At 70.3% G+C, this 22,154-nt stretch carries 21 protein-coding genes and 1 tRNA gene; 10 read left to right on the top strand and 12 right to left on the bottom strand.

The window, feature by feature from the left end:
• Positions 1 to 110: 110 nt before the first annotated feature.
• From ABWV53_RS19000 to radC, 5 genes are all read right to left on the bottom strand, one after another.
• The gene (locus tag ABWV53_RS19000) at positions 111 to 779 is read right to left on the bottom strand and encodes a Smr/MutS family protein (RefSeq protein ID WP_353367708.1); all 669 of its coding nucleotides are present in this window, start codon (positions 777 to 779) and stop codon (positions 111 to 113) included.
• Between the two features lie 148 nt (positions 780 to 927).
• Positions 928 to 1,308 carry a cupin domain-containing protein gene (locus ABWV53_RS18995; RefSeq protein WP_353367707.1) on the bottom strand — a complete coding sequence of 127 codons (381 nt, stop codon included), beginning with the start codon at positions 1,306 to 1,308 and terminating at the stop codon, positions 928 to 930.
• Positions 1,309 to 1,407: 99 nt separating this feature from the next.
• A complete protein-coding gene (locus ABWV53_RS18990) occupies positions 1,408 to 2,259 on the bottom strand; it encodes an AraC family transcriptional regulator (protein WP_353367706.1) in 852 nt (283 codons plus the stop codon).
• On the bottom strand, positions 2,256 to 3,443 hold the full coding sequence (locus ABWV53_RS18985) for an esterase-like activity of phytase family protein (protein WP_353367705.1): 1,188 nt from the start codon (positions 3,441 to 3,443) through the stop codon (positions 2,256 to 2,258). The genes ABWV53_RS18990 and ABWV53_RS18985 overlap by 4 nt, the downstream gene beginning before the upstream one ends.
• 20 nt (positions 3,444 to 3,463) lie before the next feature.
• Entirely contained in the window at positions 3,464 to 4,162 is a 699-nt protein-coding gene (radC, locus tag ABWV53_RS18980) for a RadC family protein (RefSeq protein ID WP_353367704.1), read from the bottom strand.
• A 51-nt stretch (positions 4,163 to 4,213) separates the two neighbouring features.
• On the opposite strand from radC, the gene ABWV53_RS18975 reads away from it, so the two are divergent.
• The 3 genes from ABWV53_RS18975 to ABWV53_RS18965 all read left to right on the top strand — a co-directional run bounded on the left by ABWV53_RS18975 (position 4,214) and on the right by ABWV53_RS18965 (position 7,240).
• Positions 4,214 to 4,687 carry an FKBP-type peptidyl-prolyl cis-trans isomerase gene (locus tag ABWV53_RS18975; RefSeq protein ID WP_353367703.1) on the top strand — a complete coding sequence of 158 codons (474 nt, stop codon included), beginning with the start codon at positions 4,214 to 4,216 and terminating at the stop codon, positions 4,685 to 4,687.
• Positions 4,688 to 4,691: 4 nt separating this feature from the next.
• Positions 4,692 to 5,693: a 4-hydroxy-3-methylbut-2-enyl diphosphate reductase gene (ispH, locus tag ABWV53_RS18970; protein ID WP_353367702.1), complete on the top strand. Its 1,002-nt coding sequence runs from the start codon at positions 4,692 to 4,694 to the stop codon at positions 5,691 to 5,693.
• Between the two features lie 191 nt (positions 5,694 to 5,884).
• On the top strand, positions 5,885 to 7,240 hold the full coding sequence (locus tag ABWV53_RS18965; RefSeq protein ID WP_353367701.1) for a hemolysin family protein: 1,356 nt from the start codon (positions 5,885 to 5,887) through the stop codon (positions 7,238 to 7,240).
• A gap of 77 nt (positions 7,241 to 7,317) precedes the next feature.
• Here ABWV53_RS18965 and ABWV53_RS18960 read toward each other — a convergent pair whose 3' ends face one another.
• The gene (locus ABWV53_RS18960) at positions 7,318 to 8,007 is read right to left on the bottom strand and encodes a CBS domain-containing protein (RefSeq protein ID WP_353367700.1); all 690 of its coding nucleotides are present in this window, start codon (positions 8,005 to 8,007) and stop codon (positions 7,318 to 7,320) included.
• 201 nt (positions 8,008 to 8,208) lie between these two features.
• Here ABWV53_RS18960 and ABWV53_RS18955 point away from each other — a divergent pair, with 201 nt between their 5' ends.
• The 5 genes from ABWV53_RS18955 (at position 8,209) to ABWV53_RS18935 (ending at position 12,088) form a co-directional block, all read left to right on the top strand.
• Positions 8,209 to 9,150: a threonine/serine dehydratase gene (locus tag ABWV53_RS18955; protein WP_353367699.1), complete on the top strand. Its 942-nt coding sequence runs from the start codon at positions 8,209 to 8,211 to the stop codon at positions 9,148 to 9,150.
• A 118-nt stretch (positions 9,151 to 9,268) separates the two neighbouring features.
• A complete protein-coding gene (serS, locus tag ABWV53_RS18950) occupies positions 9,269 to 10,585 on the top strand; it encodes a serine--tRNA ligase (RefSeq protein WP_353367698.1) in 1,317 nt (438 codons plus the stop codon).
• Positions 10,586 to 10,644: 59 nt separating this feature from the next.
• Complete coding sequence (locus tag ABWV53_RS18945) at positions 10,645 to 11,205, top strand: class I SAM-dependent methyltransferase (protein ID WP_353367697.1); 561 nt, start codon at positions 10,645 to 10,647, stop codon at positions 11,203 to 11,205.
• Positions 11,206 to 11,370: 165 nt separating this feature from the next.
• A complete protein-coding gene (locus tag ABWV53_RS18940; protein ID WP_353367696.1) occupies positions 11,371 to 11,787 on the top strand; it encodes a VOC family protein in 417 nt (138 codons plus the stop codon).
• Between the two features lie 211 nt (positions 11,788 to 11,998).
• Positions 11,999 to 12,088: transfer RNA gene (locus ABWV53_RS18935), tRNA-Ser, on the top strand.
• A gap of 169 nt (positions 12,089 to 12,257) precedes the next feature.
• Here the strand turns inward: ABWV53_RS18935 and ABWV53_RS18930 are convergent.
• Positions 12,258 to 13,583, bottom strand: coding sequence for a M16 family metallopeptidase (locus ABWV53_RS18930; protein ID WP_353367695.1), 1,326 nt, complete (start codon positions 13,581 to 13,583; stop codon positions 12,258 to 12,260).
• A 186-nt stretch (positions 13,584 to 13,769) separates the two neighbouring features.
• On the opposite strand from ABWV53_RS18930, the gene ABWV53_RS18925 reads away from it, so the two are divergent.
• The gene (locus tag ABWV53_RS18925; RefSeq protein ID WP_353367694.1) at positions 13,770 to 14,135 is read left to right on the top strand and encodes a barstar family protein; all 366 of its coding nucleotides are present in this window, start codon (positions 13,770 to 13,772) and stop codon (positions 14,133 to 14,135) included.
• Between the two features lie 71 nt (positions 14,136 to 14,206).
• On the opposite strand, the gene ABWV53_RS18920 is transcribed toward ABWV53_RS18925, so the two are convergent.
• The 3 genes from ABWV53_RS18920 to ABWV53_RS18910 are packed head-to-tail and all read right to left on the bottom strand — an operon-like array spanning position 14,207 to position 19,460.
• Entirely contained in the window at positions 14,207 to 17,041 is a 2,835-nt protein-coding gene (locus ABWV53_RS18920; protein WP_353367693.1) for an Hsp70 family protein, read from the bottom strand.
• On the bottom strand, positions 17,041 to 18,861 hold the full coding sequence (locus tag ABWV53_RS18915) for an Hsp70 family protein (protein WP_353367692.1): 1,821 nt from the start codon (positions 18,859 to 18,861) through the stop codon (positions 17,041 to 17,043). Before ABWV53_RS18915 ends, ABWV53_RS18920 begins: the two co-directional genes overlap by 1 nt.
• Positions 18,858 to 19,460 carry a DUF2760 domain-containing protein gene (locus ABWV53_RS18910; RefSeq protein ID WP_353367691.1) on the bottom strand — a complete coding sequence of 201 codons (603 nt, stop codon included), beginning with the start codon at positions 19,458 to 19,460 and terminating at the stop codon, positions 18,858 to 18,860. The genes ABWV53_RS18915 and ABWV53_RS18910 overlap by 4 nt, the downstream gene beginning before the upstream one ends.
• A 164-nt stretch (positions 19,461 to 19,624) precedes the next feature.
• On the opposite strand from ABWV53_RS18910, the gene ABWV53_RS18905 reads away from it, so the two are divergent.
• Positions 19,625 to 20,050 carry a hypothetical protein gene (locus ABWV53_RS18905; protein ID WP_353367690.1) on the top strand — a complete coding sequence of 142 codons (426 nt, stop codon included), beginning with the start codon at positions 19,625 to 19,627 and terminating at the stop codon, positions 20,048 to 20,050.
• An 81-nt stretch (positions 20,051 to 20,131) separates the two neighbouring features.
• Here ABWV53_RS18905 and ABWV53_RS18900 read toward each other — a convergent pair whose 3' ends face one another.
• Positions 20,132 to 21,385, bottom strand: coding sequence for an arsenic transporter (locus ABWV53_RS18900; RefSeq protein ID WP_353367689.1), 1,254 nt, complete (start codon positions 21,383 to 21,385; stop codon positions 20,132 to 20,134).
• Positions 21,325 to 22,101, bottom strand: a complete 777-nt coding sequence (locus ABWV53_RS18895; RefSeq protein ID WP_353367688.1) for a CHASE3 domain-containing protein — start codon at positions 22,099 to 22,101, stop codon at positions 21,325 to 21,327. The genes ABWV53_RS18900 and ABWV53_RS18895 overlap by 61 nt, the downstream gene beginning before the upstream one ends.
• Between the last annotated feature and the right edge of the window lie 53 nt (positions 22,102 to 22,154).

The following is a 22,154-nucleotide window of genomic DNA, read 5'->3' as shown; positions in this document are numbered from 1 at the left end:
GGGTGTAGTGGTGTGCGGGGGGCGTCCACCGGTTGGCGGTTTGCATGTCAAAAATGATAGCTGCATGCCCTTGACTTGATTGGACTGCAGCCGAACTGGATACGGAAATGTCAGCCGTCCGTGCGCCGCCGCCCCGGCTGCAGCAGCACCACCAGCGCCCCGGCGCCGCCTTCGGCCGGGCGGGCCTGCACGAAGGCCAGCACCTCCTTCTTCTGCACCAGCCAGCGCTGCACCCGGCCCTTGAGCACCGGCGTCTTGCCGGGCGATCCCAGCCCCTTGCCATGCACCACCCGCACGCAGCGCAGCCCGGTGCGGTGCGCCACGCGCACGAATTCGCCCAGCGCCTCGCGGGCCTCGTCGGTGCGCAGGCCGTGCAGGTCCAGCTGGCGCTGGATGCTCCAGTGCCCGGCGCGCAGCCGCTCGGTCACGTCCTGGCCGATGCCGGGGCGGCGAAAGCTCAGCTGGTCGTCCACGTCCAGCAGGGTGGTCACGTCGAACTCGTCGCTGATGGATTCGAGCAGCACCCGCTCCTCGTCCAGCGCCCGCTGCACCGGCAGCGGCTCGGGCGGCTCGGGCGTGTGCCAGCGGCGCTCTTGCGTGCCCCGCAGCGCCTGCACCGGGCCGACCGCGTCCTGGAACAGCATGCGTTCGGCCCGGGTGCGCCGGGCGGCCTCCTGCTGCTGGCGCAGGCGCTCGGCCTCGCGCGCGGCGGCCTCGGCCAGCGCCTGGCGCAGTGGCTGCAGATCCTTCAGGGAGCGGGCTTTGAGCGGGGCGGTCATGGAGATGACGGTTGTACCCGAACCGTGCCGGGGGCGGCCGGCAGAAGCCGAGTAACCGGAGGGGCTGCGCGGCTGCAGGGTTGCGGCCCGCGGGGCAGGGTCGCCGGGGCGGGGGTCGGGGCAGGACCTCCTGCCGCAGGCCGGAGCGCTACACCCAGAGGTCGTTCGGCGCCGTGCGCTCTCCGCCACGGTCGCCCGTGTTGACCACGCCGCGCGGCTCCACCAGCATGAGCCTGACATCGCCCTCCGCACATGGCCGGTGTGGCGTGCCGCGCGGCACTACGAACATTTCTCCGGCTTGCAACTGCACAGGGCCTTGCGGCAGGTCGATGCGCAAGCGGCCCTGCACGACGATGAAGGCTTCATCGGTATCGGCGTGCTGGTGCCAGACGAAGTCTCCTTCGATGCGGGCGAGCTTGAACTGGTAGTCGTTCATCTCTGCCACCACGCGGGGCTGCCACTGCGCGTCGATGAGGGAGAACTTGTGTGCGAGGTTGATGGCGGTGGGGCGGGGTCCGGTCGGTTGCATGGGGGCCTTGCTGGCGTCGAGTGAAACAAGCGCTCAGCTTCGGGGATGCCGGCGCTGGCGTCTTGCACGATCGTGCAGAGGCGCTGCGGCCGGGTTCGTTCAGCCTGGGGCGGCGGGTTGGAACACACCGGCCAGGGACTGCATGCGAGCCCAGCGCGCCGGCGGCATGCCGAAGGCCTGGGTGAAGTGCCGCGTCATGTGGCTCTGGTCGAAGAAGCCGGTGGCCAGGGCGGCCTCCGCGGCCGGGGTGCCCTGGACGATCAGGGCCCGCACCCGGTCCAGCCGCCGCAACACGCCGTAGCGATAGGGGCTGGTGCCGTAGAGCGCCCGGAAGTCGCGCGAGAGGCGCCAGCGGTCCTGCCCGCTGGCCCGCTCCAGGTCGGCCAGGGTGAGCGTCTCGGTCGTATCAAGGTGGTCGTGCAGGTATTGGCGGGCGCGCTCGGCGGCCTGCCAGTCGCACAGCCGTCGCCGGCCGCGGGTGGGTGCGTGCGCCACGGCGCTGAGCGCCCGGGCCAGGTCGAACAGCGCGTCTTCTTCCTGCAGCGGCGCGAGCGGGCCGTCCAGGCCGTGCAGCAAAGTGTCCAGCGGGGCCGCCAGGCGCGGGTCTGCGGTGATTCCGCCCGCAACGAAAGGCAGCGGCCGACCTCCCAGCATGGGCTGCAGCAGCGCGGGCGGCACGTACACCATGCGGTAGCGAAAGCCCTCGCCGGTGCCGGCGTGCCCGTCGTGCAACTCGTCCGGATGCAGCACGATGCTCTGGCCGGGCAGGCTGTGGCGGTGTTCACGGCCGTAACGAAAGCTCTGCACGCCCGCCAGCGTGCGGCCGATGGCGTAGGTGTCGTGCCGGTGCGGCGCATAGCCGTGGCTCCGGAAGTAGGCCTCGATACGGGGCAGGCCGGTTTGGGTGGCGGCATGCCTCACCCAGTCCTGCGGTTGCGGCAGCGCAGTCATGGTGGGGCCTGTGTCGCGCTGCGGGCCGGCAGATAATCGGCCGCGATGAACTGCGTCACCTGCGCTGGGTTGAAGTTGTCGTCGCTCACGAACACGATCACCCGGCCGCCGCCGGGCAGCGGCGGGCCCCAGGCCATGCCCTCCAGGTTGTCGAGGGTGCCGGCGCCCAGCGTGGCCAGGTCGGCCACCAGGGTCTTGGGTGCGGGCGTGTGGTTGCCGGGGCGCAGGGTCGGCAGGGCCAGGGTGTCGGTGCCCGCGCGCGTGTCGATGCGGTAGAGCCGCGCATCGAAGCCCGCGCCCGCGCTGTAGCTGCGCTCCAGCACCAGCAGGTGGTAGGGGCCGTCGTGCAGGATCTCGCTCACCCCGCTCAGCTGCGGCCCCACGGGGACGCGCCGGGCGTGGGCGACCGGGTCCGGCACATAGGCGATCTGGCGCAGCGGCCGGCCCGTGGCCAAGTCCAGCGCGGTGATGCGCAGCGGGCCGCCCGGCGCCGCCACGGTCGGGGCGGGGCCGTCCTGCAGGCAGGCCATTTCCATCGCCAGCCACGCGGTGGCGCCATCCGGCGAGAGCGCCAGTCCTTCCAGCGTGGCGTTAGCGCGCGGGCCCTGCCCTTGCGACCGGCGGGGCGTAAAGGCGTCCGGCAGGGGAATGTCGCGCACGGCGCTGCCGTCCAGCCGGCTTTCGCGCAGTTGCGGGCCGAAGCCGCGCGCGAAGTCGCCCTCGCTGGTCCAGAGGAACCGATCGCCGCCGGGCAGCCAGCGCACCGCCTCGGCGTCGGGCACGTCGATGCCCGGCACCGGCCGGCGGGCCGACGGGAACACCGCGCCGCTGGCATGGCGCAGGGCCACCATGCCTTCGATGCGCGGCACCTGCAACCCCTGCGGGCCGTAGCGCAGGGTGGCGGTGTAGATGCGCGCCGGCTGCAGCGCCGAGCGGTCGTCGCTGATCAGCAGCCATCGGTCATGGGCCGGGTCGTAGTCGATGCCGGAGATGCCGCCGAAGGTGCTGCCCAGCATTTCGATGCCGGGGGCGATCTCGGCGGTGCCGATGAGGCGCAGCGCGGGCCGGTGTGGTGGCGGCGCCGTGGCGGTGCCGGCGGGGGAGGGCGCCAGGGGCGCGCAGGCCGTCAGCGTCAGCGTCAGCGCCAGCAGCACGGCGCACGCTGGCCCCCGGGCGGGCCGCATCGGGGTGCGGCAGCCGCAGGTCACATCAGCCCTTCCTCGGCCATCGACAGGGCCGCCCCGGGCGCGACGATGACGTGGTCGAGCACGCGCACGTCGACGAGGGCCAGCGTCGTCTTGAGCGTGCGGGTCAGCGCCTCGTCGGCCCGGCTGGGCTGCACGCTGCCACTCGGATGGTTGTGCGCCAGCACCACGGCGGCGGCATGGTGGTGCAGCGCGCGCAGCACCACCTCGCGCGGGTAGACGGAGGTCTGCGTGAGCGTGCCGCGAAAGAGCTCTTCGAGCGCGATGAGCCGGTTCTGGCTGTCGAGGAACAGCACGGCGAACACCTCGTGCGCCTTGGCCGCCAGGTGCAGCTGCAGGTACTGCTTGACGGCGCCGGGCGAGCCGAACACCTCGCGCTCGCGCAACTGCTGGGCGAGCGCCCGGCGCGCCAGCTCCAGCACCGCCACCAGTTCGGCGCGCTTGGCGGGGCCCAGGCCCTTGATGCGGCGCAGGTCGTCGGCGCTGGCGTGCAGCAGGCCGGCGATGCCGCCGAAGCCGCCCGAGCCCGCCGGCCCCGGTGGGGAGAGCAGCTCCTCGGCCATCTGCAGCACGCCCTTGCCCTGGATGCCGGTGCGCAGCAGGATGGCCAGCAGCTCGGCGTCCGCCAGGGCCGCGGGGCCGCGCGCCAGCAGTTTCTCGCGGGGCTGCGAGTCGATGGGCAGGTCTTTGATGGCCATGGGGGATTGCCCGGTTTCCTACAATGGCGGCAGTTTATCGAGACCTGCCCCATGACCTTCGCCGCCTCCCCGTCCACCGCCGCGCCCACCGTGCAGGCAGGATCTTTCCTTACCCTGCACTACCGCCTGGCCGGGCCGGCGGGGGACGTGATCAACACCTTCGGCGGCAAGCCGGCCACGCTGTCGCTGGGCGCCGGCGAGCTGTCGCCCGCCATGGAGCAACGCCTGGTCGGCCTGCCCGAAGGCACGCGCAGCACCTTCGAGCTGCCCGCCGGCGAAGCCTTCGGCGAGCGCAACCCCGACATGCAGCAGTGGGTGGCCGCCAAGCTGATGGCCGAGCTGGGCGACCCGGACGAGCGCTATGCCGTCGGCGACGTGGTGCAGTTCCCCACGCCCGACGGGCTGGGCAGCTATGCCGGCGTGGTGCTCGCGGTGCGTGAAGACGGCGCCGTGCGCTTCGACTTCAACCACCCGCTCGCAGGCCAGCCGGTGACCTTCGAGGTCGAACTGATCGGGGTGCTCTGACGCCATGGCCGAGCAGCAGATCCAGGAAATCATCCTCGCCGAGCCGCGCGGCTTTTGCGCCGGCGTGGACCGCGCCATCGAGATCGTCGAGCGCGCCCTGCAGAAGTTCGGCGCGCCGATCTACGTGCGCCACGAGATCGTGCACAACACCTACGTGGTCAACGACCTCAAGGCCAAGGGCGCGATCTTCATCGAGGAGCTCTCGGACGTGCCCCCCGGCGCGACGCTGGTCTTCAGCGCCCACGGGGTGAGCCGCGCGGTGCAGGAAGAAGCCAAGGCACGCGGCTTCTCGATCTTCGACGCGACCTGCCCCCTGGTGACCAAGGTCCACGTCGAGGTCGCCAAGCTGGCCCGGGAAGGCTACGAATTCATCATGATCGGCCACAAGGGCCACCCCGAGGTCGAGGGCACCATGGGCCAGCTGGACCACGGCATCCACCTCGTGGAAGACGTCGAAGGCGTGCAGCGCGTGCAGCCGGCGCAGACCGAGAAGCTGGCCGTGGTCACCCAGACCACGCTGAGCGTGGACGATGCCGCCGAGATCACCGCCGCCGTCCGCGCCCGCTTCCCGCAGGTGCGCGAGCCCAAGCAGCAGGACATCTGCTATGCCACGCAGAACCGGCAGGACGCCGTGAAGGTGCTGAGCGGGCAGGTGGAGCTGGTCATCGTGGTGGGCAGCCCGACCAGCTCCAACAGCAACCGGCTGCGCGAGCTGGCGGCCCGCCTGGGCACGGCCGCCTACATGGTGGACAGCGCGGCCGAGTTGCAGACCGAGTGGTTCGCTGGCGTCACGCGCGTGGGCCTCACGGCCGGTGCCTCGGCGCCGGAGATCCTGGTGCGCGAGGTGATCGACCGCATCCGCGCGCTGGGGGCGGTGTCGGTGCGCAAGATGGACGGCATCGAGGAATCGATCAAGTTCCCGCTGCCCAAGGGCCTGAAGATCGACGCGGCGACGGGGCTGGAGATCCGGGAGCGCACGCCGGAGACCGGGTCTGCGGCGCATTGATGGCTCATTTGCTGTAAAAATAATAGCTGCATGCGTCCATGCAGCAAGCGCTGCGGCATGTTTTGACTGATATTTGCGGAGGGCGGGGCGCCGTCCGACCCCCTGCACCCGCAGACGGATGACCCTGCGGGGCGTCGGATTTCTTACAATTTGCGCTTGTCTGACTCCGAGGAAGCCCGCGCTTCCCGCTTATGGAAATCGCAATACTGTTCGCCCTCATCCTCCTGAATGGCCTTTTCGCCATGTCGGAGCTGGCTCTGGTCTCGGCCCGCAAGACCCGGCTGCAAAAGCTGATCGATGAGGGCGATAGCGGCGCACTGGCCGCCGTGAAGCTGGGGGAAGACCCCACCCGTTTCCTCTCCACCATCCAGATCGGCATCACGTCGATCGGCGTGCTCAACGGTATCGTCGGCGAGGCCGCGCTGGCCGCGCCACTGGGCGAATGGCTGCGCACGCTCGGCCTGTCCGAAAAGGCCGCGGGCTACACGGCCACCGGCGCGGTGGTGGTGGTGATCACCTACTTCTCCATCGTCGTGGGCGAACTGGTGCCCAAGCGCCTGGGCCAGAGCTACCCCGAGACGCTGGCCCGCCTGGTGGCCCGCCCCATCAACTGGCTGGCCCTGGCGACCAAGCCGTTCGTGCGCCTGCTGTCCGTCTCCACCCAGGCGCTGCTGCGCCTGTTGGGCGTGAAGGAAAACAGTGCCAGCGCCGTGACCGAGGCCGAGATCCACGCCGTGCTGGCCGAGGGCACGAGTGCCGGCGTGATCGAGTCGCACGAGCACCAGATGGTGCGCAACGTCTTCCGCCTGGACGACCGCCAGATCGGCTCGCTGATGGTGCCCCGCGCCGACGTGATCTACCTGGACGTGGACGAGCCCTTCGAGGAGAACCTGCGCCGCATCGAGGAATCGGACCACGCCCGCTTCCCCGTGGTGCGCGGCGGCATGGAGAACATCCTGGGCGTGCTGAACGCACGCCAGTGGCTGTCGCGCACCCTGCGCGAAGGCCAGGGCGTGCTGGTGGGCGATGCGCAGACGCACGGCCGCGACCTGGCCCGCCAGACGCTGCAGACGGCGCTCTACGTGCCGGAGACTATCACCGGCATGGAGCTGCTCGACAACTTCCGCCAGTCCGACCTGCACATGGCGTTCGTGATCGACGAGTACGGCGAGGTGCAGGGCATCGTCACGCTGCAGGACCTTATCGAGGCCATCACCGGCGAATTCCACGCCCGCGATCCGGAAACCTCCTGGGCCGTGCAGCGCGAGGACGGCAGCTGGCTGCTGGATGGCCACATTCCGGTGCCCGAGCTGAAGGACCGCCTGGACTTGGATTCGGTGCCCGAGGAAGAGCGTGGCCGCTATCACACGCTGAGCGGCATGGTGATGCTGCTGACCGGCAAGCTGCCCAAGGTGACCGACACCGTGCAGTGGGAAGGCTGGCAGTTCGAAGTGGTCGACATGGATGGCAAGACCATCGACAAGGTGTTGGCCAGCCCGCTGCCGACGGTGGAAATCGCCGAGAACTCGCTGGCGCTGACCGACTGACCGGCTGACCGGCTGACCGGCTGGCCGCAGCGGCGAGGCCTGGGCGCCCGGTCCATGCGCCGGCTGCCCGGCGGTGTTCAGCTCCAGAGATCGAGCGGCGGATCGGCCGCCACGGCGCGCAGGATGTCGGTGCGCGAGATGAAGCCGCTGAGGTGGCCGTACTCGTCGGTCACCGGCAGGCCGGGCAGGCCCGTCTCCAGCAGCACGCCCGCCACGCGGCGCAAGTCGGTCTCAGGCGACACGGTCGGCACCGGGCTTACCATCACCTCGCGCACGGGGCGCCGGGCCAGGGCGATGGCATCCTTCACCGCGCCGGGCTCCGGCAGCAGATCGAGCGGGGCCATGTCGGCCCGCAGCAGAAGGCCCACCACCTGACCCTGGTCGTTGAGCACCGGCGCCTGTGCCACGTGCTGCTCCGCCATCGTCTGCCAGGCATCGTTGACCCGCACATCGGGCGGCACGGTGTGCGCATCCGCGCTCATCACGTCCTTCACGCGAGACAGCGGCTGGCGGGGCTCCTGCGGGCCCTGCTCCGTCTGCACGTACGCGGCCACGGCCTGCGCCAGCATGCCGATGGGCGGCGCGCCCGGGGCGGGCGGCGATGCGGCGGCCGGTGGCGGCGGCACAGGCATTTCCGGCACGGGCTCGTCCACCTCACGGGTGCGCAGCGCCTGCGGGCGCTGCACCCGGCGCACGGGCGCCACCTGGCCCAGCTTGTCCGGGCCACCCCGATACATCTGGCCCGTGGTCCCGAAGACATAGAACATGGCATACCTCCCGGTTGGCGAACACAAGGCGTTCGCCACTGCAAGCGCCTTCACCATGTTATCGGCCGGCAGCGTCGGCACTGCAGGACGGCTGTGTATCCGCTTGTGCGCCACGTCCGCACGCTGGCGGTGGTCTTCTAAACTGCCGGGTTGCCCGCCGCCCGGTACCGAGGGCGGCAACCGAATCCGAAAGACGACCGAATGATTGACCGACCCACCATCGACGACGCCCGACGGCGGCTGGCCGAACACCCCGACTTCCTGCGCACCACGCCGCTCTGGCGGCTCAGCGGCGCGGCACTGGGCGTGCCCTGCAAGGAGGTGTGGCTGAAGCTGGAGCACCTGCAGACTGGCGGCAGCTTCAAGGCGCGCGGCATGATGAACCGGCTGGCGTCGCACCGACTGCCCGAGAGCGGCGTGATCATCGCTTCGGGCGGCAATGCCGGCATCGCCACCGCCGCTGCCGCCCAGGCGCTGGGCGTGCGCTGCGAGGTCTATGTGCCGCAGGTGTCGCCCGAGGCCAAGCGCGCCCGCCTGCGCGAGCTGGGCGCCGAGGTCATGGTGCATGGCGCCGCCTATTCCGAGGCGCTGCAGGCCTGCCTGGAGCGGCAGCAGGCCAGCGGCGCGCTGCTGACCCACGCCTACGACCAGCCCGAGGTGGTGGCCGGCGCGGGCACCCTGGCGCTGGAGATCGAGGAGCAGGGCGGCGGCCTGCCCGACACGCTGCTGGTCAGTGTGGGCGGGGGCGGACTCATCGGCGGCGTGGCCGCCTGGGTGGACAGCCGGGCCCGCGTGGTGGCGCTGGAGCCCGAACGCGCCCCCACGCTGCACAGCGCGCGCGCGGCCGGCCGACCGGTCGACGTGGAGGTGGGCGGCGTGGCGGCCGATTCGCTGGGCGCGCGCCGCATCGGCGACATCGCGTGGCAGGTGGCTCAGCAGCACGTGCACGACGCCCTGCTACTGACGGACGACTCCATCCGCGCGGCGCAGCGCTGGCTGTGGCGCGAGCTCAAGCTGGCCGTGGAGCCGGCTGCCGCGCTGGGCCTGGCCGCGCTGCAAAGCGGCGCCTATCGGCCGCGCGCGGACGAAACCGTGGCGCTGATCCTGTGCGGGGCCAACTGCGATCCGGCTTCCGTGGCCTGACGCGGGCCGTGGCCGCATCCTCCGGCCGCCGCCGTGATCGTCTGCGGCGGGAAGCAGCCGGCCCCGCCGAACCGGCCCCGGCGGGCACGGCGGCGGCGCGCCCCTAAAATCGCGGGCTATGCTCGACATCCTCCTTCTCCGCAAAGACCTCGACTCCGCCATCGCGCGGCTGGAAACCCGCAAGCAACCCCAGGCGTTTCTGAACGTGCCGGCCTTCCAGTCCCTGGAGACCGAGCGCAAGACGCTGCAGACGCGCACCGAGGAACTGCAGTCGCAGCGCAACCAGCTGTCCAAGCAGGTCGGCATGCTGATCAGCCGCGGCGACAAGGACGGCGCCGAAGCCGCCAAGGCCCAGGTGGGGGCGCTGAAGGTGGAGCTGGATCAGTCCGCCACCCGCCTGGAGCAGATCCAGGCCGAATTGCAGGCCATGCTGGTCGCCGTGCCCAACCTGCCGCACGCCAGCGTGCCGGTCGGCCAGGACGAGCATGGCAACGTCGAGGTGCGCCGCTGGGGCACGCCCGCCACCTTCGACTTCGCCGTCAAGGACCATGTGGACGTCGGCACCCCGCTGGGCCTGGATTTCGACATGGGCGTGAAGCTGTCGGGCTCGCGCTTCACCGTCATGAAGGGTGGCATCGCCCGCCTGCACCGCGCGCTCGCCCAGTTCATGCTGGACGTGCAGACCACCGAGCACGGTTACACCGAGTGCTACGTGCCCTACGCCGTCAACGTCGACTCGCTCAAGGGCACGGGCCAGCTGCCCAAGTTCGAAGGCGACCTGTTCGCCGCCAAGAAAGGCGGGCAGGAGGGGGAACCCGTGCCCGACAACGCGGCGCTCTATCTCATCCCCACCAGCGAAGTGCCGCTGACCAACTTCGTGCGCGACGTGGTCGTGCCCGAGGCCGAATTGCCCGTCAAGCTGACGGCCCATACGCCGTGCTTCCGGTCCGAGGCGGGCAGCTACGGCCGCGACACCCGCGGCATGATCCGCCAGCACCAGTTCGACAAGGTCGAGATGGTGCAGATCGTGCACCCCGACAAGAGCTACGACGCGCTGGAAGAGATGACCGCGCACGCCGAGACCGTACTGCAAAAGCTCGGCCTGCCCTACCGGGTCATGCTGCTGTGCACCGGCGACATGGGCTTCGGTGCCGCCAAGACCTACGACCTGGAAGTGTGGCTGCCCGCGCAGAACACCTACCGCGAGATCAGCTCGGTCAGCAACTGCGAGGCCTTCCAGGCGCGCCGCCTGCAGGCCCGTTTCAAGAACGCGCAGGGCAAGAACGAGCTGCTGCACACCCTGAACGGCTCGGGCCTGGCCGTGGGCCGCACCCTGGTCGCCGTGCTGGAGAACTACCAGCAGGCCGATGGCAGCGTGGTGATTCCGGAAGTGCTGCGCCCTTACCTGGGCGGGTTGAGCGTGCTGGCGGCTTGAGCCGCGCCTGCGAGCCCAGGAATATTGATCGGCGCATCGCCGGGAAGGTGAAGGAAGACATGAAACTGAACGTCGGCTGCGGCAGGAACATCCTGGAGGGTTGGATCAACCTGGACAGCCAGGCACTGCCCGGCGTGAACATCGTGGCGGACCTGAACACGTGCGCCACCACGCCATTGCCTCTGGCCGATGACAGCGTGGAAGAGTTTCTGCTCTCCCACGTGATGGAGCACATCCCCAACGTGCTGCCGATGATGCAGGAGCTGTACCGTGCCGCACGGCCCGACGCCCGCATGGTGGTGCGGGTGCCGCACGGCGCCAGCGACGACGCATTCGAAGACCCGACCCACGTGCGCCAGCTGTTCCATGGCTCTTTCGGGTATTTTTCACAGCCCTACTACTGGCGCGCCGACTACGGCTACCGCGGCGACTGGATCACCGATCGCATCGAGCTCACCGTCGCGCAGCCCTTGCGGGCCTTGCCGCAGGACCAGATCTGGCAGGCCGTCCAAAGCCAGCGCAACTCGGTGGTGGAAATGGTGGCCTACCTGCGCCCGGTGAAACCTGCACGCGCGCCGCTGCGGGAACTGCAGAACCAGCCCCAGATCGTTCTGGTCTGAACCCCGGGGACGCTTCTTTTTCCATGGCTTCCTCGCTGGTTTGCAGGGGAGGGGAGCGCCTCTATAAAGCCGGAGGTTGCCGTCCGACCGGCAGGCCGAATCGCCAATGGCAATGTAATGGCAATGGTTTAATGCCACGTTGACCCGGCGAGACACGAGACACCCATGCGCAGCATCTTTCATTTGGCCTACAACGTCCGCGACCTGGACGAAGCCCGGCGCTTCTACGGGCAGGTCCTCGGCTGCGCCGAAGGCCGCAGCACCGACACCTGGGTCGACTTCGACTTCTTCGGCCATCAGATATCCCTGCACCTGGGCGAGCCCTTCGCCACGGCGCGCACGGGGCACGTGGGCAACGTCCTCGTTCCCATGCCCCACCTGGGGCTGGTGTTGGAGCTTGCGGACTGGCAAGCACTTGCAGGCCGGCTGCAAGCCGCAGGCACGGAATTCGTGCTGGAGCCGCAAGTCCGCTTCGAAGGCCAGCCCGGCGAGCAATGGACGATGTTCTTCACCGACCCTTTCGGCAATCCCATCGAGATCAAGGGCTTTCGCAGCCTCGGCGACTTGTACAAGACCGCGTGAGGCGGCGTTAGGAGAGACGGCTGGGCTGGGGAGATTGCGGCCGCAGCGGATGCTGCCCTTGGCATTCCTGCAGTACGCCGCCGCATGACTATCCCATCCGATCCGCCTTGGGTTTCTCGGCACTGCGCGAGGGCGGCAATTCCAAGAATTTGGCGTTGTGTCGGCGTTTAGGCCCGCCGAGATCCTGCTAGAATTGCAGCTTCGACACACAGGAGAGGTGGCAGAGTGGTCGAATGTACCTGACTCGAAATCAGGCGTAGTAGCAATACTACCGTGGGTTCGAATCCCACCCTCTCCGCCATAATGGAAAAAGCCTTGTAAATCAACGATTTACAGGGCTTTTTGCTTTTTGCGGTCGGTAGCAGTTCGGGTAGCGAGCATCGCTCTAACTTGTGCGAGGACCCGGTTTCGAGCGGGTGTTCGTCATCTGTGCCGCTTGCGCAACAGCGTGTTAATGACAAAGCAGCAACCTACCCCGCTGCGCATCCATCTGCAGCCAGCGCATGCGCCAGGTGCCTGGCCGCCTTGACGCTCACCCCCTTGCCGGTGATAGCCAGCGCTGGGGGCTGCATCAACATCCGCTCGAAGACTGCCTTCACCTCGTCAGGGCGGATGTCACCAATCAGGGCGATGGTTTCGTCTAGCGATGCGATGGTGCCGTGCGCGAAGAGGTCTTCTACCGCCCGTTCCATCGTGGCGAAGGGGCGTTCGCTGGACCGCACGCAGGACACGGTCAGCTGGTTCTTCGCCCGTTCGAGGTGAACGGGGTCGATGGCGGTGGCCTGGGCGCGGAGCAGCTGGCCCGTGACCCGAACCAGTTCCTCGACCTTGTCCGGGGTGGTGACCGCATGCACGATGAAGTTGAGCCAGGCGTCTCCGCGGTCGAGCGTGGCGTCGGCCGTGTAGGCCAGGCCCAGCCGCTCGCGCACGGTATCGACCAGGGGGGAGGACATGCCGCCGCCGAACAGGTGGGTGGCCAGGGCTGCGGTCAGGCGCAGGCGCTCAGGCGGGATGCCGATGGCATCGGGTACCTGCGATTCGATGGGGTAGGCGATGTTCAGAAACACCTGCGACACCTGGGAGAATCGCCGCGCGACGGCCTGGCCGACATGGGGCGCCGGCATGGGAGGCTGCGAGGCCGAGACGCCTGCAGGGGATTCGGGCATGGCCGAGAAGAGGTCTTCTGCGCGCCGCATCCAGGCATCCACATCGAAATTGCCGGCGGCCGCCACGATGGTGTTGCGGGCCACGTAGTGCCGTTGAACGTGCCGCAGCAGGTCATCGCGTGTGAAGCGCTCGATGTTCTCCACCGTGCCGATCACTGGCATGCCCATGGGATGGCCGCCCCACAGCGCACGGTCCAGCAGATCGCTGGAGCTGTCTTCCGGGTCTTCGTCGTACTCGATCGCCTCCTGCCGGATCACTTCCAGCTCGCGCTGCAATTCGGTCTCGGGGAACGTGCTGTGCAGCACGATGTCCGCCGTCATGCCGAGCAGCTGCAGCGCGTGCTGGCCCAGGCCGGTCATGAAGTAGCCGGTGCTGTCCTTGCCGGTATAGGCATTCACGTCCGCGCCCAGCCGCTCCGCATCCAGGTTGATCGCCTGCACCGAGCGGTTGGTCGTGCCCTTGAACGCCATGTGTTCCAGCACGTGGCTGATGCCGTTGGTGGCCGGTGTCTCGTCACGCGAGCCGACGCGCAGGAAGACGCCGACGCTCGCGCTCTGCACGTGGGGCATGGGCAGGGCCAGCAGGCGCACGCCGTTGGAAAGAACATGGAGGTGGAAGGCGCGGGGCATCGTGATGGCTTGGGCAGTGAGCTGCGCAGGATGGTGGGGTGACAGGTACAGTGGGGTGGCAAGGCGGGCGAACGGGCCGGACCGGCTGCCGTCTCATCCGCCCTGCCGCCGGACTGACGGTACCGCAAGTCTATGCAGGCCTCGGATCCCGATGGATCCGGTGCGGCCCACAACCCCCTATCGACGATGACCCCCACGCTTCTCACGATCAGTCTCCAAGGCCGAAGTACCAAGGCCGACGTGCTTCACGCCTTGGGCGAGGCGCTGCAGCTGGGCGGGCCTGATGGAAACCATGCCGTGCGCGAGGGTGGGCAGTCCGGCTGGGGTATGAACTGGGACGCCTTGTTCGACTGCCTGCTCAACCTGCATGCTGGCGGCATCTGGGGCACCAGCCCGGCCATCCGGTTCCCGCTGCGGCTCGTCGTGACCGACGCACGGGAGCTTGCGCAGCACAGCCCGCAGGCCTTCGCCACCCTGATCGACGTGCTGGAGCAGACCCGGGAGACTTATGCCCACACCGGCCGTGCCTTTGCATTCGTCGTTCGCGAGTAAGTGGGTGCCTGCTGACGGTGCAGTCGCCGTGGGCTGAGGGCAGCCAGCCGCGGGGCCCGTGCCGCCCCCGGTCACCCCTGCAGCAGCACCAGCCCGGGCGGCAGTCCGTCGCCCATCACCCGCTGCTGGTCCGCGGCATCCAGGACCGTCACCTCCCGCACCATCGCGATCCAGCTCGCCTTGGCCTGGCCCGCATCCAGCTGCCTGGCCACGTCATCGCGAAGGTCCTCCGGCAGGTCACGCGCCCGGTCGCCCGTGGTCTGGGCGATCTGGGCGATTGCGAAGGCCGCGGCTTCATGCCGGTGCCACTCCGGAGCGATGTCGATCATGGCGGCCAGCCAGCCTTGCGCCGTGGCGGGCGGCAGCACATGGTGCGCGCTGGCATACAGCGGCTGGCGCGCGCCCAGGCGGCCCAGTGCCCACCAGAGTTCGGCCGCAGGGCGCGGCGTTAGCCGCAGCCGCTGCAGCAGCCAGCCGCCGAACCGCGTCTTGTCGGCCAGCGCAATGCGCTCGAAAGAAGCCGCCATGCGCAGCAGTTCGTCCGGCGCCTGCATGGCCGGGCCGTCGGGGGCCGGAATGTCGGTGCCGCCGGGCGGCTGCAGGTAGTAGGCAATGACGTCGTAGACCATCTGCTGCGCCTCGGCGTCCAGGCCGCCCGCGATGCGGCGCCAGAGAGTCCACCACTCGGACCATTGCTGGCTGTCGTCGCTGTGGGCGATGCCGGGGCCGAACAGCTCCCACATCTGCTGCATACGCCAAGCGTCGAGCGGATCGCCGAAGCCGGGGCGCAGGGTGAAGCCGACGAGGTTGAACCAGGTGCGCTCGTGCTGGGCCGAGCGGCGGCGGCGTTTGGCCCCCTGCAGCAGGGCGCCGAATAGTGTGCGCAGCAACGGGGCGGGCCAGGTGGCACGGTCGCCGAGCAGGCGCTCCAGCGTGGCGCGCAGCTGGCGCACTTCCTTCGCGTCCACGCCTTGCTGCTTCTTGCCGCCGTAGACGCGGTCGATGGCGGCAAGGGCTTCAGGCAGGCGCGGGTGGGCGGCCGCGGCAGGAGCGGCGCCTGCTGCGGCACTCGCGCCGTCGCCTGCAGGCTCGGCCTGCGCCGCCGCATCGCCGCGCAGCTGGAATTCGAGTTGCCACCGCTGGGGCGGCAGGGCGTGTGCTTCAGTGCCCTCGCCGTGCGCATTCATGGCGACGCAGTGCATTTCCAGCGTGCCGACGTCGGTGATCCGGGCTTCGAGCTGCACCTCGACCTGGGCCGCACCGGCGGCACGGCCACCCGCCTGCGTGGTGGGCAGCACGGTGGCGATGGGCGGCAGGCGCTGCAGGCCCTCGTCGCTGCCCCGCAGGGTGACGACGTCCCCGGCCCGGTCGTGGCGATCGGCGGCGCTGGTGATCAGATTGAAGCGCACCGGGCGGCTCAGGCGCAGGCGGAAGCGCCGGTCCGCGAGCCGCACCGTCTCGCCTTCGGGGGTGCCGTGCGGCAGCACGCAGACACCCAGCTCGCCGCCCAGCGCGAGGTAGTAGGCGCGGGCCGCGCTGCTGCGGATGCGGGGCGCGCTGCCGGCGCGAGCCATGGCGTAGGCGACGGCGCCGCGCGCGACGGCGGCGTCGAGGCGGGGTTCACCCACCTCCAGCAGCCGGATGGGCGGAGCGCCGGCCGGCTGCCAGGCGCGCAGGGTGGCGAGCAGGCGCTCGCGCAGGGCCTGGGCATGGAAGACGCCGCCGTTGAGCAGCACGGTGTCGGGCAGGGCGCCGCCCTGGCGCCGCAGGAAGGCGGCGATGTGGCGGGTGATGGCGGCGTCGTGGGCGTAGGGCAGGCCGAATTCGACGAGGGCGCTGCGGGCGCGCACCGGCTGCGCATCCGCCGCGACCTGCGGGAAGAAGCCTTCCACCAGCAGCCGGTCCACATCGGCGCGGGTGAGAGTGGCGGAGCGCGCTCCGCCGATCAGCCGGCTGCCGCTGCCCTGGAGCGTGACGGTGGTTTCCTCGGGGCCGTCTGGGGCGAGCAGGCGCTCCTTGGCGCTGCGGCAGCGTTGGGTGAGCTGCGCGAGCTGGATGGCCGAGAGCGGGGCATGTGCGGCCAGGCCTGTTGCGGCGCCCGACAGCCGCGGCTCGATCCAGCGAGCGAGCGCCAGATCCATGTTGTCGCCGCCGAGCACGAGGTGGTCGCCCACGCCGGTGCGCGCGAGCTGTGGCTGGCCGTCTGCATCCAGCGTGACGTCGATCAGGGTGAGGTCGGTGGTGCCGCCGCCCACATCGACCACGAGCAGGCGGCCGGTGTGGGCGAGTTGATCTGCCAGATCGGCGCGGTGGGCGAAGACCCAGTCGTAGAACGCCGCCTGCGGCTCTTCGATGAGATGGACGGCCCCGAGGCCGGCCAATGCGGCGGCCTGCAGGGTGAGCTGGCGCGCCCCTTCGTCGAACGAGGCCGGCACGGTGAGCACGGTGGGCTGCTGCGCGAGCGGAGCCTGGGGGTGGGCTTGGTCCCAGGCGTGGCGCAGGTGGCGCAGGTAGCTGGCGCTGGCCTCTAGCGGGGACACCTTAGGCACGTCATCCGGTGCGCCCCAGGGCAGGATGGCAGCGGTGCGGTCCACGGCGGGGTGCGACAGCCAGCTCTTGGCGCTGGCCACGAGCCGGCCGGGGGTCTGCTGGCCGAGTTCGCGCGCGAAGGCGCCGAGGATGGTGGGCTCCTGCGACGGCCAGGGCAGGGGCAGGTCGGCCGCCGCGAGCGCGCCTTCGGCCGCATGGAAGCGCAGCGAGGGCAGCAGGGGCCGCGGCGCGACCTCGCCGGCCGCGATGCTCTGCGGGACGGGGAAGACCTGGATGTCGTCCGCGCCCAGCGGCGCGAACGCGAGCACGGTGTGGGTCGTGCCCAGGTCGATGCCGATGCGGAACGCGGCTGCCATCACGCGTCGCGGACGTCGAACTCCACCTTCCACTGCGCGCCGCCCGAGGCCTCTGCCAAAAGCTCCAGCGTGCCGATGTCGGTCACGCGCGCGCGCAGCTGCACCGGCACGACCTCGCCCACGGCGCGGCCTTCGGCGGGCAGGGTGGCTTCGATCTGCGCGAGTTCCTGCAGTTCTTCGGGCGACCAGAAATCCAGCAGGGCGCCGGGCTGATCGCCCCTCCGCACGGACGATCCGAAGAAGCGGAAGCGCACGGATTCGCCGACCACAAGGCCCAGTTGCTGCGGCGGCAGCGGTGCCTCGGAGCCTTCCTCCATGCCGAAGGGCGCGACGCACAGCGCCTGCACCGGCGGCTCCAGGCCGGGCACGGCGGGCATGCTGGATTCGATGCCCACGTAGTAGGCCTGGGCCGTGCCGCCGCGGATGCGGATGCCGCGCCCCTGGCGAACCTGGCCGTAGTAGGCGGCGCCGCGCGCGACGGCGTGGTCCATGTCGGCGCCGTGCAGCAGGCGGGCGGCGGGCGCGCCGTCGGCGGCGAGCCAGGCGTTGAGCGTGGAGAGCACGCGGCCCGCCAGCAACTCGGACTTGAACACGCCGCCGTTGAACAGCACCGCCGTGGGGTGCAGGAAGGTCGCGCCCTCGGGCTGGGCGAAGCCCGGCAGCTGCGCGGTGGCGCCGACCTGGCGGCCCAGCAGCGCGGCCAGGTGGCGGGTGACGGCGGCATCCTGCGCATAGGGCAGGCCGATCTGCGTGAGGCCGGCGCGCGGGCGCGTGACGGGGCGGGCGCTGCTTTCCACGGCCGGGAAGAAGCCTTCGAGCAGGAGGGTGGAAAGCAGTTCGCGCTGCAGTTCGGTGCGGATGGAGCCGCCGATGAGCTTCGAGCCGCGGCTGGGCACGACCAGGGGCACGCTTTGCAGGCCAGGGTCGCTCAGCAGTTGTTCCTTGGCCAGGCGGCAGGCGTAGGTGAGCGCGCGCATCTGCCAGGGGTCGAGTTGCTTGCCTTCTGCCGCCAGGCCGCGCGCGACGCCGTGGGCGAGGGCCAGGTCCATGTTGTCGCCGCCGAGCAGGATGTGCTCGCCCACGGCCACGCGGTTGAACTGCAGGTTGCCGGCGTCTTCGGTGACGGCGATGAGCGAGAAATCGCTGGTGCCGCCGCCCACGTCGACGACGAGGATCACGTCGCCCACCTGCACCTGCTTGCGCCAGTCGCCCGCGCTGCCCGCGATCCAGCTGTAGAGCGCGGCCTGGGGTTCTTCCAGCAGGGTGATGCCGAGGTAGCCGGCAGCCTGCGCGGCCTCGGCCGTGAGTTCGCGTGCGGCCGGGTCGAACGATGCGGGGATGGTGACCGTGACGGACTGCTGGTCGAACGGCGCCTCGGGATGGCGGTGGTTCCAGGCGTCGCGCAGGTGCTGCAGGTAGTGGGTGCTGGCGGCCAGCGGCGAGATGCGCTCGACCTCGGGCGGCGCGTCGGCCGGCAGGATGCCGGTGCGGCGGTCCACGCCGGCATGGCCGAGCCAGCTCTTGGCGCTGGAGACGAGGCGGATGGGGGTCAGCGCGCCGTGGCTGCGCGCCCATTCACCGGTGATGCGGGCAGGCGCGGCGTTCCAGGGCAGGGCCAGGTCGCCGGGCGCGAATTCGCTGTCGTGCGGCACGTAGAGGAAGGAGGGCAGCAGGGAATAGTCCTGCACCGCGCCGGGGCCGCTCTGCTGGGCGATGGGCAGGATCTCGGGCGCCGCGCCCTCGCTGTGCAGATCGACCCAGGACAGCGCGCTGTGCGTGGTGCCCAGGTCGATGCCGATGGCGTACTTCGCGCCGCTCACAGTTCGACCTCCGCGGGGGCGATCACGCGGGTGTCGTGCCCTGCGGTGAGGGCGGGCAGGCGCACGGCCGTGGCGCGCCAGCCCTTGTGCTGCAGCGTGCCGGTGAAGGGCGGCTGGCCGACCACGTTGCCGGTGACGCGCACGGCGGCGGCATCGAAGCCGGCCGGCAGCGTCAGGCGGCTGCCTTCGGCTTCGGTGCGCACGGGAACGAGATCGAACGTGTCCTGCAGCACCTTGCGGGCGCCGCCATGCAGCAGGCGCGCGGCGCCGCCCACGTCGGCATCGGAATAGGCGCCGATGTCTTCCTGCAGGAAGTCGACGAAGCGCGACTCGCGCTGCAGCAGGGCCAGCAGTTGCAGGGCGGCATCGACGTCGGCGGTGGCGCGCACGGGGGCGGGGGCAGGCACGGGGGCCGGGGGCGGCGGGGCCTGTACGGGTGCGGGGGCGGGTGCGGGCGGCGGCACCTCGCTGGCCAGCGGCGCACCGCTGCGCAGCGCCTGCACGCGCGCGGCCAGGCGGCCATCGCCCAGCAGGGCGAAGAAGCTGCCGATGGCCAGGGAAACGCGGGAGAGGAAGGGAAGTTCTGGGAGTTCGTTCATGGCAAAGGAGAGGCGCCGGGGCGCAACAGGCGAGTGGGCCTTGGGCGGATGCCGGGCCGTGTGGGCGCTATTGTCTTCAATGCGAGGGCCCTTCGAGAAAACCGGCGGATTGGGCAGGGCGCCCATGCGGGCATGGGGCACGCCTGCTCGCGCACAATGCGCGCATGTCCCCGCCTTGCCGCGCACGCGTCACCGCTCTCGCCACCGCAGCCATGCTGCTGGCGGCCTGCAGCCCCGATGAGGCCGATCCGGTCGGCAAGGTCGAGGCTGAGGTCGAGCAGGCCCTGCGCAACGCCGCGCCGCAAGAAGTATTCACGGGCGTGCTGGCCGGGCAAGCGGTGCGCCTGGTGGTGCGCGACTGCGAGGTGTTCCGCAGCCAGTCGACCCCGGCCGGCCCAACGACGTGGGAGCGCGTGCTGGCGCCCGAGCCCTATCCGTTCTTCACACGGTGCGAGCGCCAGTCGATGAGTGCGGAGGCCGGTGGCGTGACCGCCCGCCTCGGCCGGATGGCGCTGGGCGCAGGGGGCTGCTGTGCCAGTGGTGGCACCTACCATTCCGGCGACGGCAGGCATTGGGTGAAGATGCCGTGAGGTGCGGGGCCAGCGCGCGTTCCAGTTCCTGACTCCAGGGCTCAGGGGGCGGGAAGGCGCCCGAGGCGTCCCATGACTCCATCAACCGATCAGCAAGCGCGCCCCCACGGCAAGGACCAGCGCGGGCGGCATCACCCACATGCCCAGCCGCAGGAAGCGGCCGAAGCTGACGTCGTCCCCCTCGCGGCGAATGGCCGACAGCCACAGGATGGTCGCCAGCGAGCCCGTGATGGACAGATTGGGCCCCAGGTCCACGCCGATCAGCATGGCGTCCACCACCATCTGGGGTGGCGGCGCCTGGTGCAGCACAGTGCTGGCGACCAGGCCCGCGGGCAGGTTGTTGACGACATTGGAGCCCAGGGCCACGGCGGCGCTGGCCGCCGCCGCGGTGGCGGCCGGGTGGGCCTGCACGCCGCTGGTCAGCCAGCCGGCCAGCGTGTCGATCACGCCGGTGCGGTGCAGCGCCTCGACCACTACGAAGAGGCCTGCGACCAGCGGCAGCACGCTCCAGGAAATGTCCTTGACCACGGGCCAGGGGTTGGCACGGTCGCGCAACAGGACCACGGCCGTGGTCAGCAACCCCATGATGCAGGTCGGCAGGCCGAGATCGATCCCCCGTGCGGACACCGTCATCAGCACGACGGCGGTGACTACCAGGGCGCCCAGCGCCGTCATGCCGCCCGCATGCAGCGGTGCGACGTCGACGCGCGGCTCGCAGCGGCCGGCGATCTCGCGGCGCAAAGCGATGCGCAGGCACCAGTAGGTGCTGCCGATGGCCAGCAGCGAAGGCAGGCCGAAGCTCTTGATCCAGGGCAGCAGCGCGGGCACATGCTCGCCGTACATCACCAGGTTCGCTGGATTGGAGATGGGCAGCACGAAGCTGGCCGCATTGGCAATGAAGGCGCAGATGAACAGATAGGGCAGCGCGGGCGTGCGCGCCTTGCGGGCGGCGGCGAAGACGGCCGGGGTCAGCACCACGGCGGTGGCGTCGTTCGACAGGAAGGTGGTGATGACGGCACCGATCAGGTAGATCAGCGTGAAGAGCCGCAGCTGTGAGCCACCTGCCCAGTTGACAGCATGGCTGGCGACCCACTCGAACAAGCCTTCCCGCCGCGCCGTCTCCGACAGCAGCATCATGCCGATCAGGAAGAGATAGACATCGTTGCCCTTGGCGACGGCGGCCAGCACCTCGGGCAGGGGCATCAGCCCGAGCAGCAGGATCAGCGCGGCGCCGACGACGGCCCAGATCGCTTCGGGCAGCCTGAACGGCCGGATCAGGACACCCGCGGTGACGGCTGCGGCAATGATCCAGAGGGTGACGTCGGAGGAGGGCATGGCGTGGTCGAGGGGGCAACGGCCGCTGGTGCGGCGCCGGTTCTGAAGGTGGACTCGGGGGCGGAGGTGAGGGTACTTGCACGCGACGCCTGGAAGCGGGCGATCACCGCGAGCCCGAGGCGCGCGAGGATCGACAGCGCGGTGCTGATCAGCGTGATGGCGAGCAGCCAGCGTTCGGTGGCTTGCGCGCGTGCGTTGCGCTGATCGAGCAGCGTCGATTCTGCATTGCGCATGTCGGCCAAGATGGCGCGAACCCCGTCCATGGTGCGCCGCCCCTCGTCGCGCAACACGAGCGCCCGGGCACGCTCGAGGCCCTGCTTGCGCCGCGCCTGCACCGTGTCGCGCAGCTCCGCGAGCTTCAGGGCGACAGCGGCTTCCAGCGCATCCACGCGTTGCAACTGCGCGGGGCTGTCGCTCACCAGGCCGCGCAGGCGGGCGGTCAGCGGGTCGATCTGTTCGAGAGCGCGGTGATAGGGCGCCAGGTAGCGATCGTCGCCGGTGATGATGTAGCCGCGCTGCCCCGTTTCGGCGTCGATGGTGTGCACCAACGTGGATTCGAGCGTCGTCAGCACCTGGTAGGTGTGCTCGATGGATGCCCGCTGCGACAGCAGCAGCTGGTGGTAGCGGAACGACAGCACGCTGGCGATGGCAATGAGCGCGATGAAAGGCGCGGAGCGCAGCAGCGTGCTCAGATCAAGGGCGCCGAGGAATCGCATGGGGCAGGACTGTCGACACGGACGGTGCGATAACGGGACACTGGCGGGATCGG

Source organism: Acidovorax sp. FG27 (assembly GCF_040365715.1).
Taxonomy (GTDB): Bacteria; Pseudomonadota; Gammaproteobacteria; order Burkholderiales; family Burkholderiaceae_C; genus Paracidovorax.
This window is presented reverse-complemented; position numbering and strand designations above follow the sequence as displayed.

Excerpts from the sequence above, each read along its gene's own strand:
- ABWV53_RS19000 (WP_353367708.1), bottom strand. The coding sequence starts at position 779 with ATGACCGCCCCGCTCAAAGCCCGCTCCCTGAAGGATCTGCAGCCACTG.
- ABWV53_RS18995 (WP_353367707.1), bottom strand. The coding sequence starts at position 1,308 with ATGCAACCGACCGGACCCCGCCCCACCGCCATCAACCTCGCACACAAG.
- ABWV53_RS18990 (WP_353367706.1), bottom strand. The coding sequence starts at position 2,259 with ATGACTGCGCTGCCGCAACCGCAGGACTGGGTGAGGCATGCCGCCACC.
- ABWV53_RS18985 (WP_353367705.1), bottom strand. The coding sequence starts at position 3,443 with ATGCGGCCCGCCCGGGGGCCAGCGTGCGCCGTGCTGCTGGCGCTGACG.
- radC (WP_353367704.1), bottom strand. The coding sequence starts at position 4,162 with ATGGCCATCAAAGACCTGCCCATCGACTCGCAGCCCCGCGAGAAACTG.
- ABWV53_RS18975 (WP_353367703.1), top strand. The coding sequence starts at position 4,214 with ATGACCTTCGCCGCCTCCCCGTCCACCGCCGCGCCCACCGTGCAGGCA.
- ispH (WP_353367702.1), top strand. The coding sequence starts at position 4,692 with ATGGCCGAGCAGCAGATCCAGGAAATCATCCTCGCCGAGCCGCGCGGC.
- ABWV53_RS18965 (WP_353367701.1), top strand. The coding sequence starts at position 5,885 with ATGGAAATCGCAATACTGTTCGCCCTCATCCTCCTGAATGGCCTTTTC.
- ABWV53_RS18960 (WP_353367700.1), bottom strand. The coding sequence starts at position 8,007 with ATGTTCTATGTCTTCGGGACCACGGGCCAGATGTATCGGGGTGGCCCG.
- ABWV53_RS18955 (WP_353367699.1), top strand. The coding sequence starts at position 8,209 with ATGATTGACCGACCCACCATCGACGACGCCCGACGGCGGCTGGCCGAA.
- serS (WP_353367698.1), top strand. The coding sequence starts at position 9,269 with ATGCTCGACATCCTCCTTCTCCGCAAAGACCTCGACTCCGCCATCGCG.
- ABWV53_RS18945 (WP_353367697.1), top strand. The coding sequence starts at position 10,645 with ATGAAACTGAACGTCGGCTGCGGCAGGAACATCCTGGAGGGTTGGATC.
- ABWV53_RS18940 (WP_353367696.1), top strand. The coding sequence starts at position 11,371 with ATGCGCAGCATCTTTCATTTGGCCTACAACGTCCGCGACCTGGACGAA.
- ABWV53_RS18930 (WP_353367695.1), bottom strand. The coding sequence starts at position 13,583 with ATGCCCCGCGCCTTCCACCTCCATGTTCTTTCCAACGGCGTGCGCCTG.
- ABWV53_RS18925 (WP_353367694.1), top strand. The coding sequence starts at position 13,770 with ATGACCCCCACGCTTCTCACGATCAGTCTCCAAGGCCGAAGTACCAAG.
- ABWV53_RS18920 (WP_353367693.1), bottom strand. The coding sequence starts at position 17,041 with ATGGCAGCCGCGTTCCGCATCGGCATCGACCTGGGCACGACCCACACC.
- ABWV53_RS18910 (WP_353367691.1), bottom strand. The coding sequence starts at position 19,460 with ATGAACGAACTCCCAGAACTTCCCTTCCTCTCCCGCGTTTCCCTGGCC.
- ABWV53_RS18905 (WP_353367690.1), top strand. The coding sequence starts at position 19,625 with ATGTCCCCGCCTTGCCGCGCACGCGTCACCGCTCTCGCCACCGCAGCC.
- ABWV53_RS18900 (WP_353367689.1), bottom strand. The coding sequence starts at position 21,385 with ATGCCCTCCTCCGACGTCACCCTCTGGATCATTGCCGCAGCCGTCACC.
- ABWV53_RS18895 (WP_353367688.1), bottom strand. The coding sequence starts at position 22,101 with ATGCGATTCCTCGGCGCCCTTGATCTGAGCACGCTGCTGCGCTCCGCG.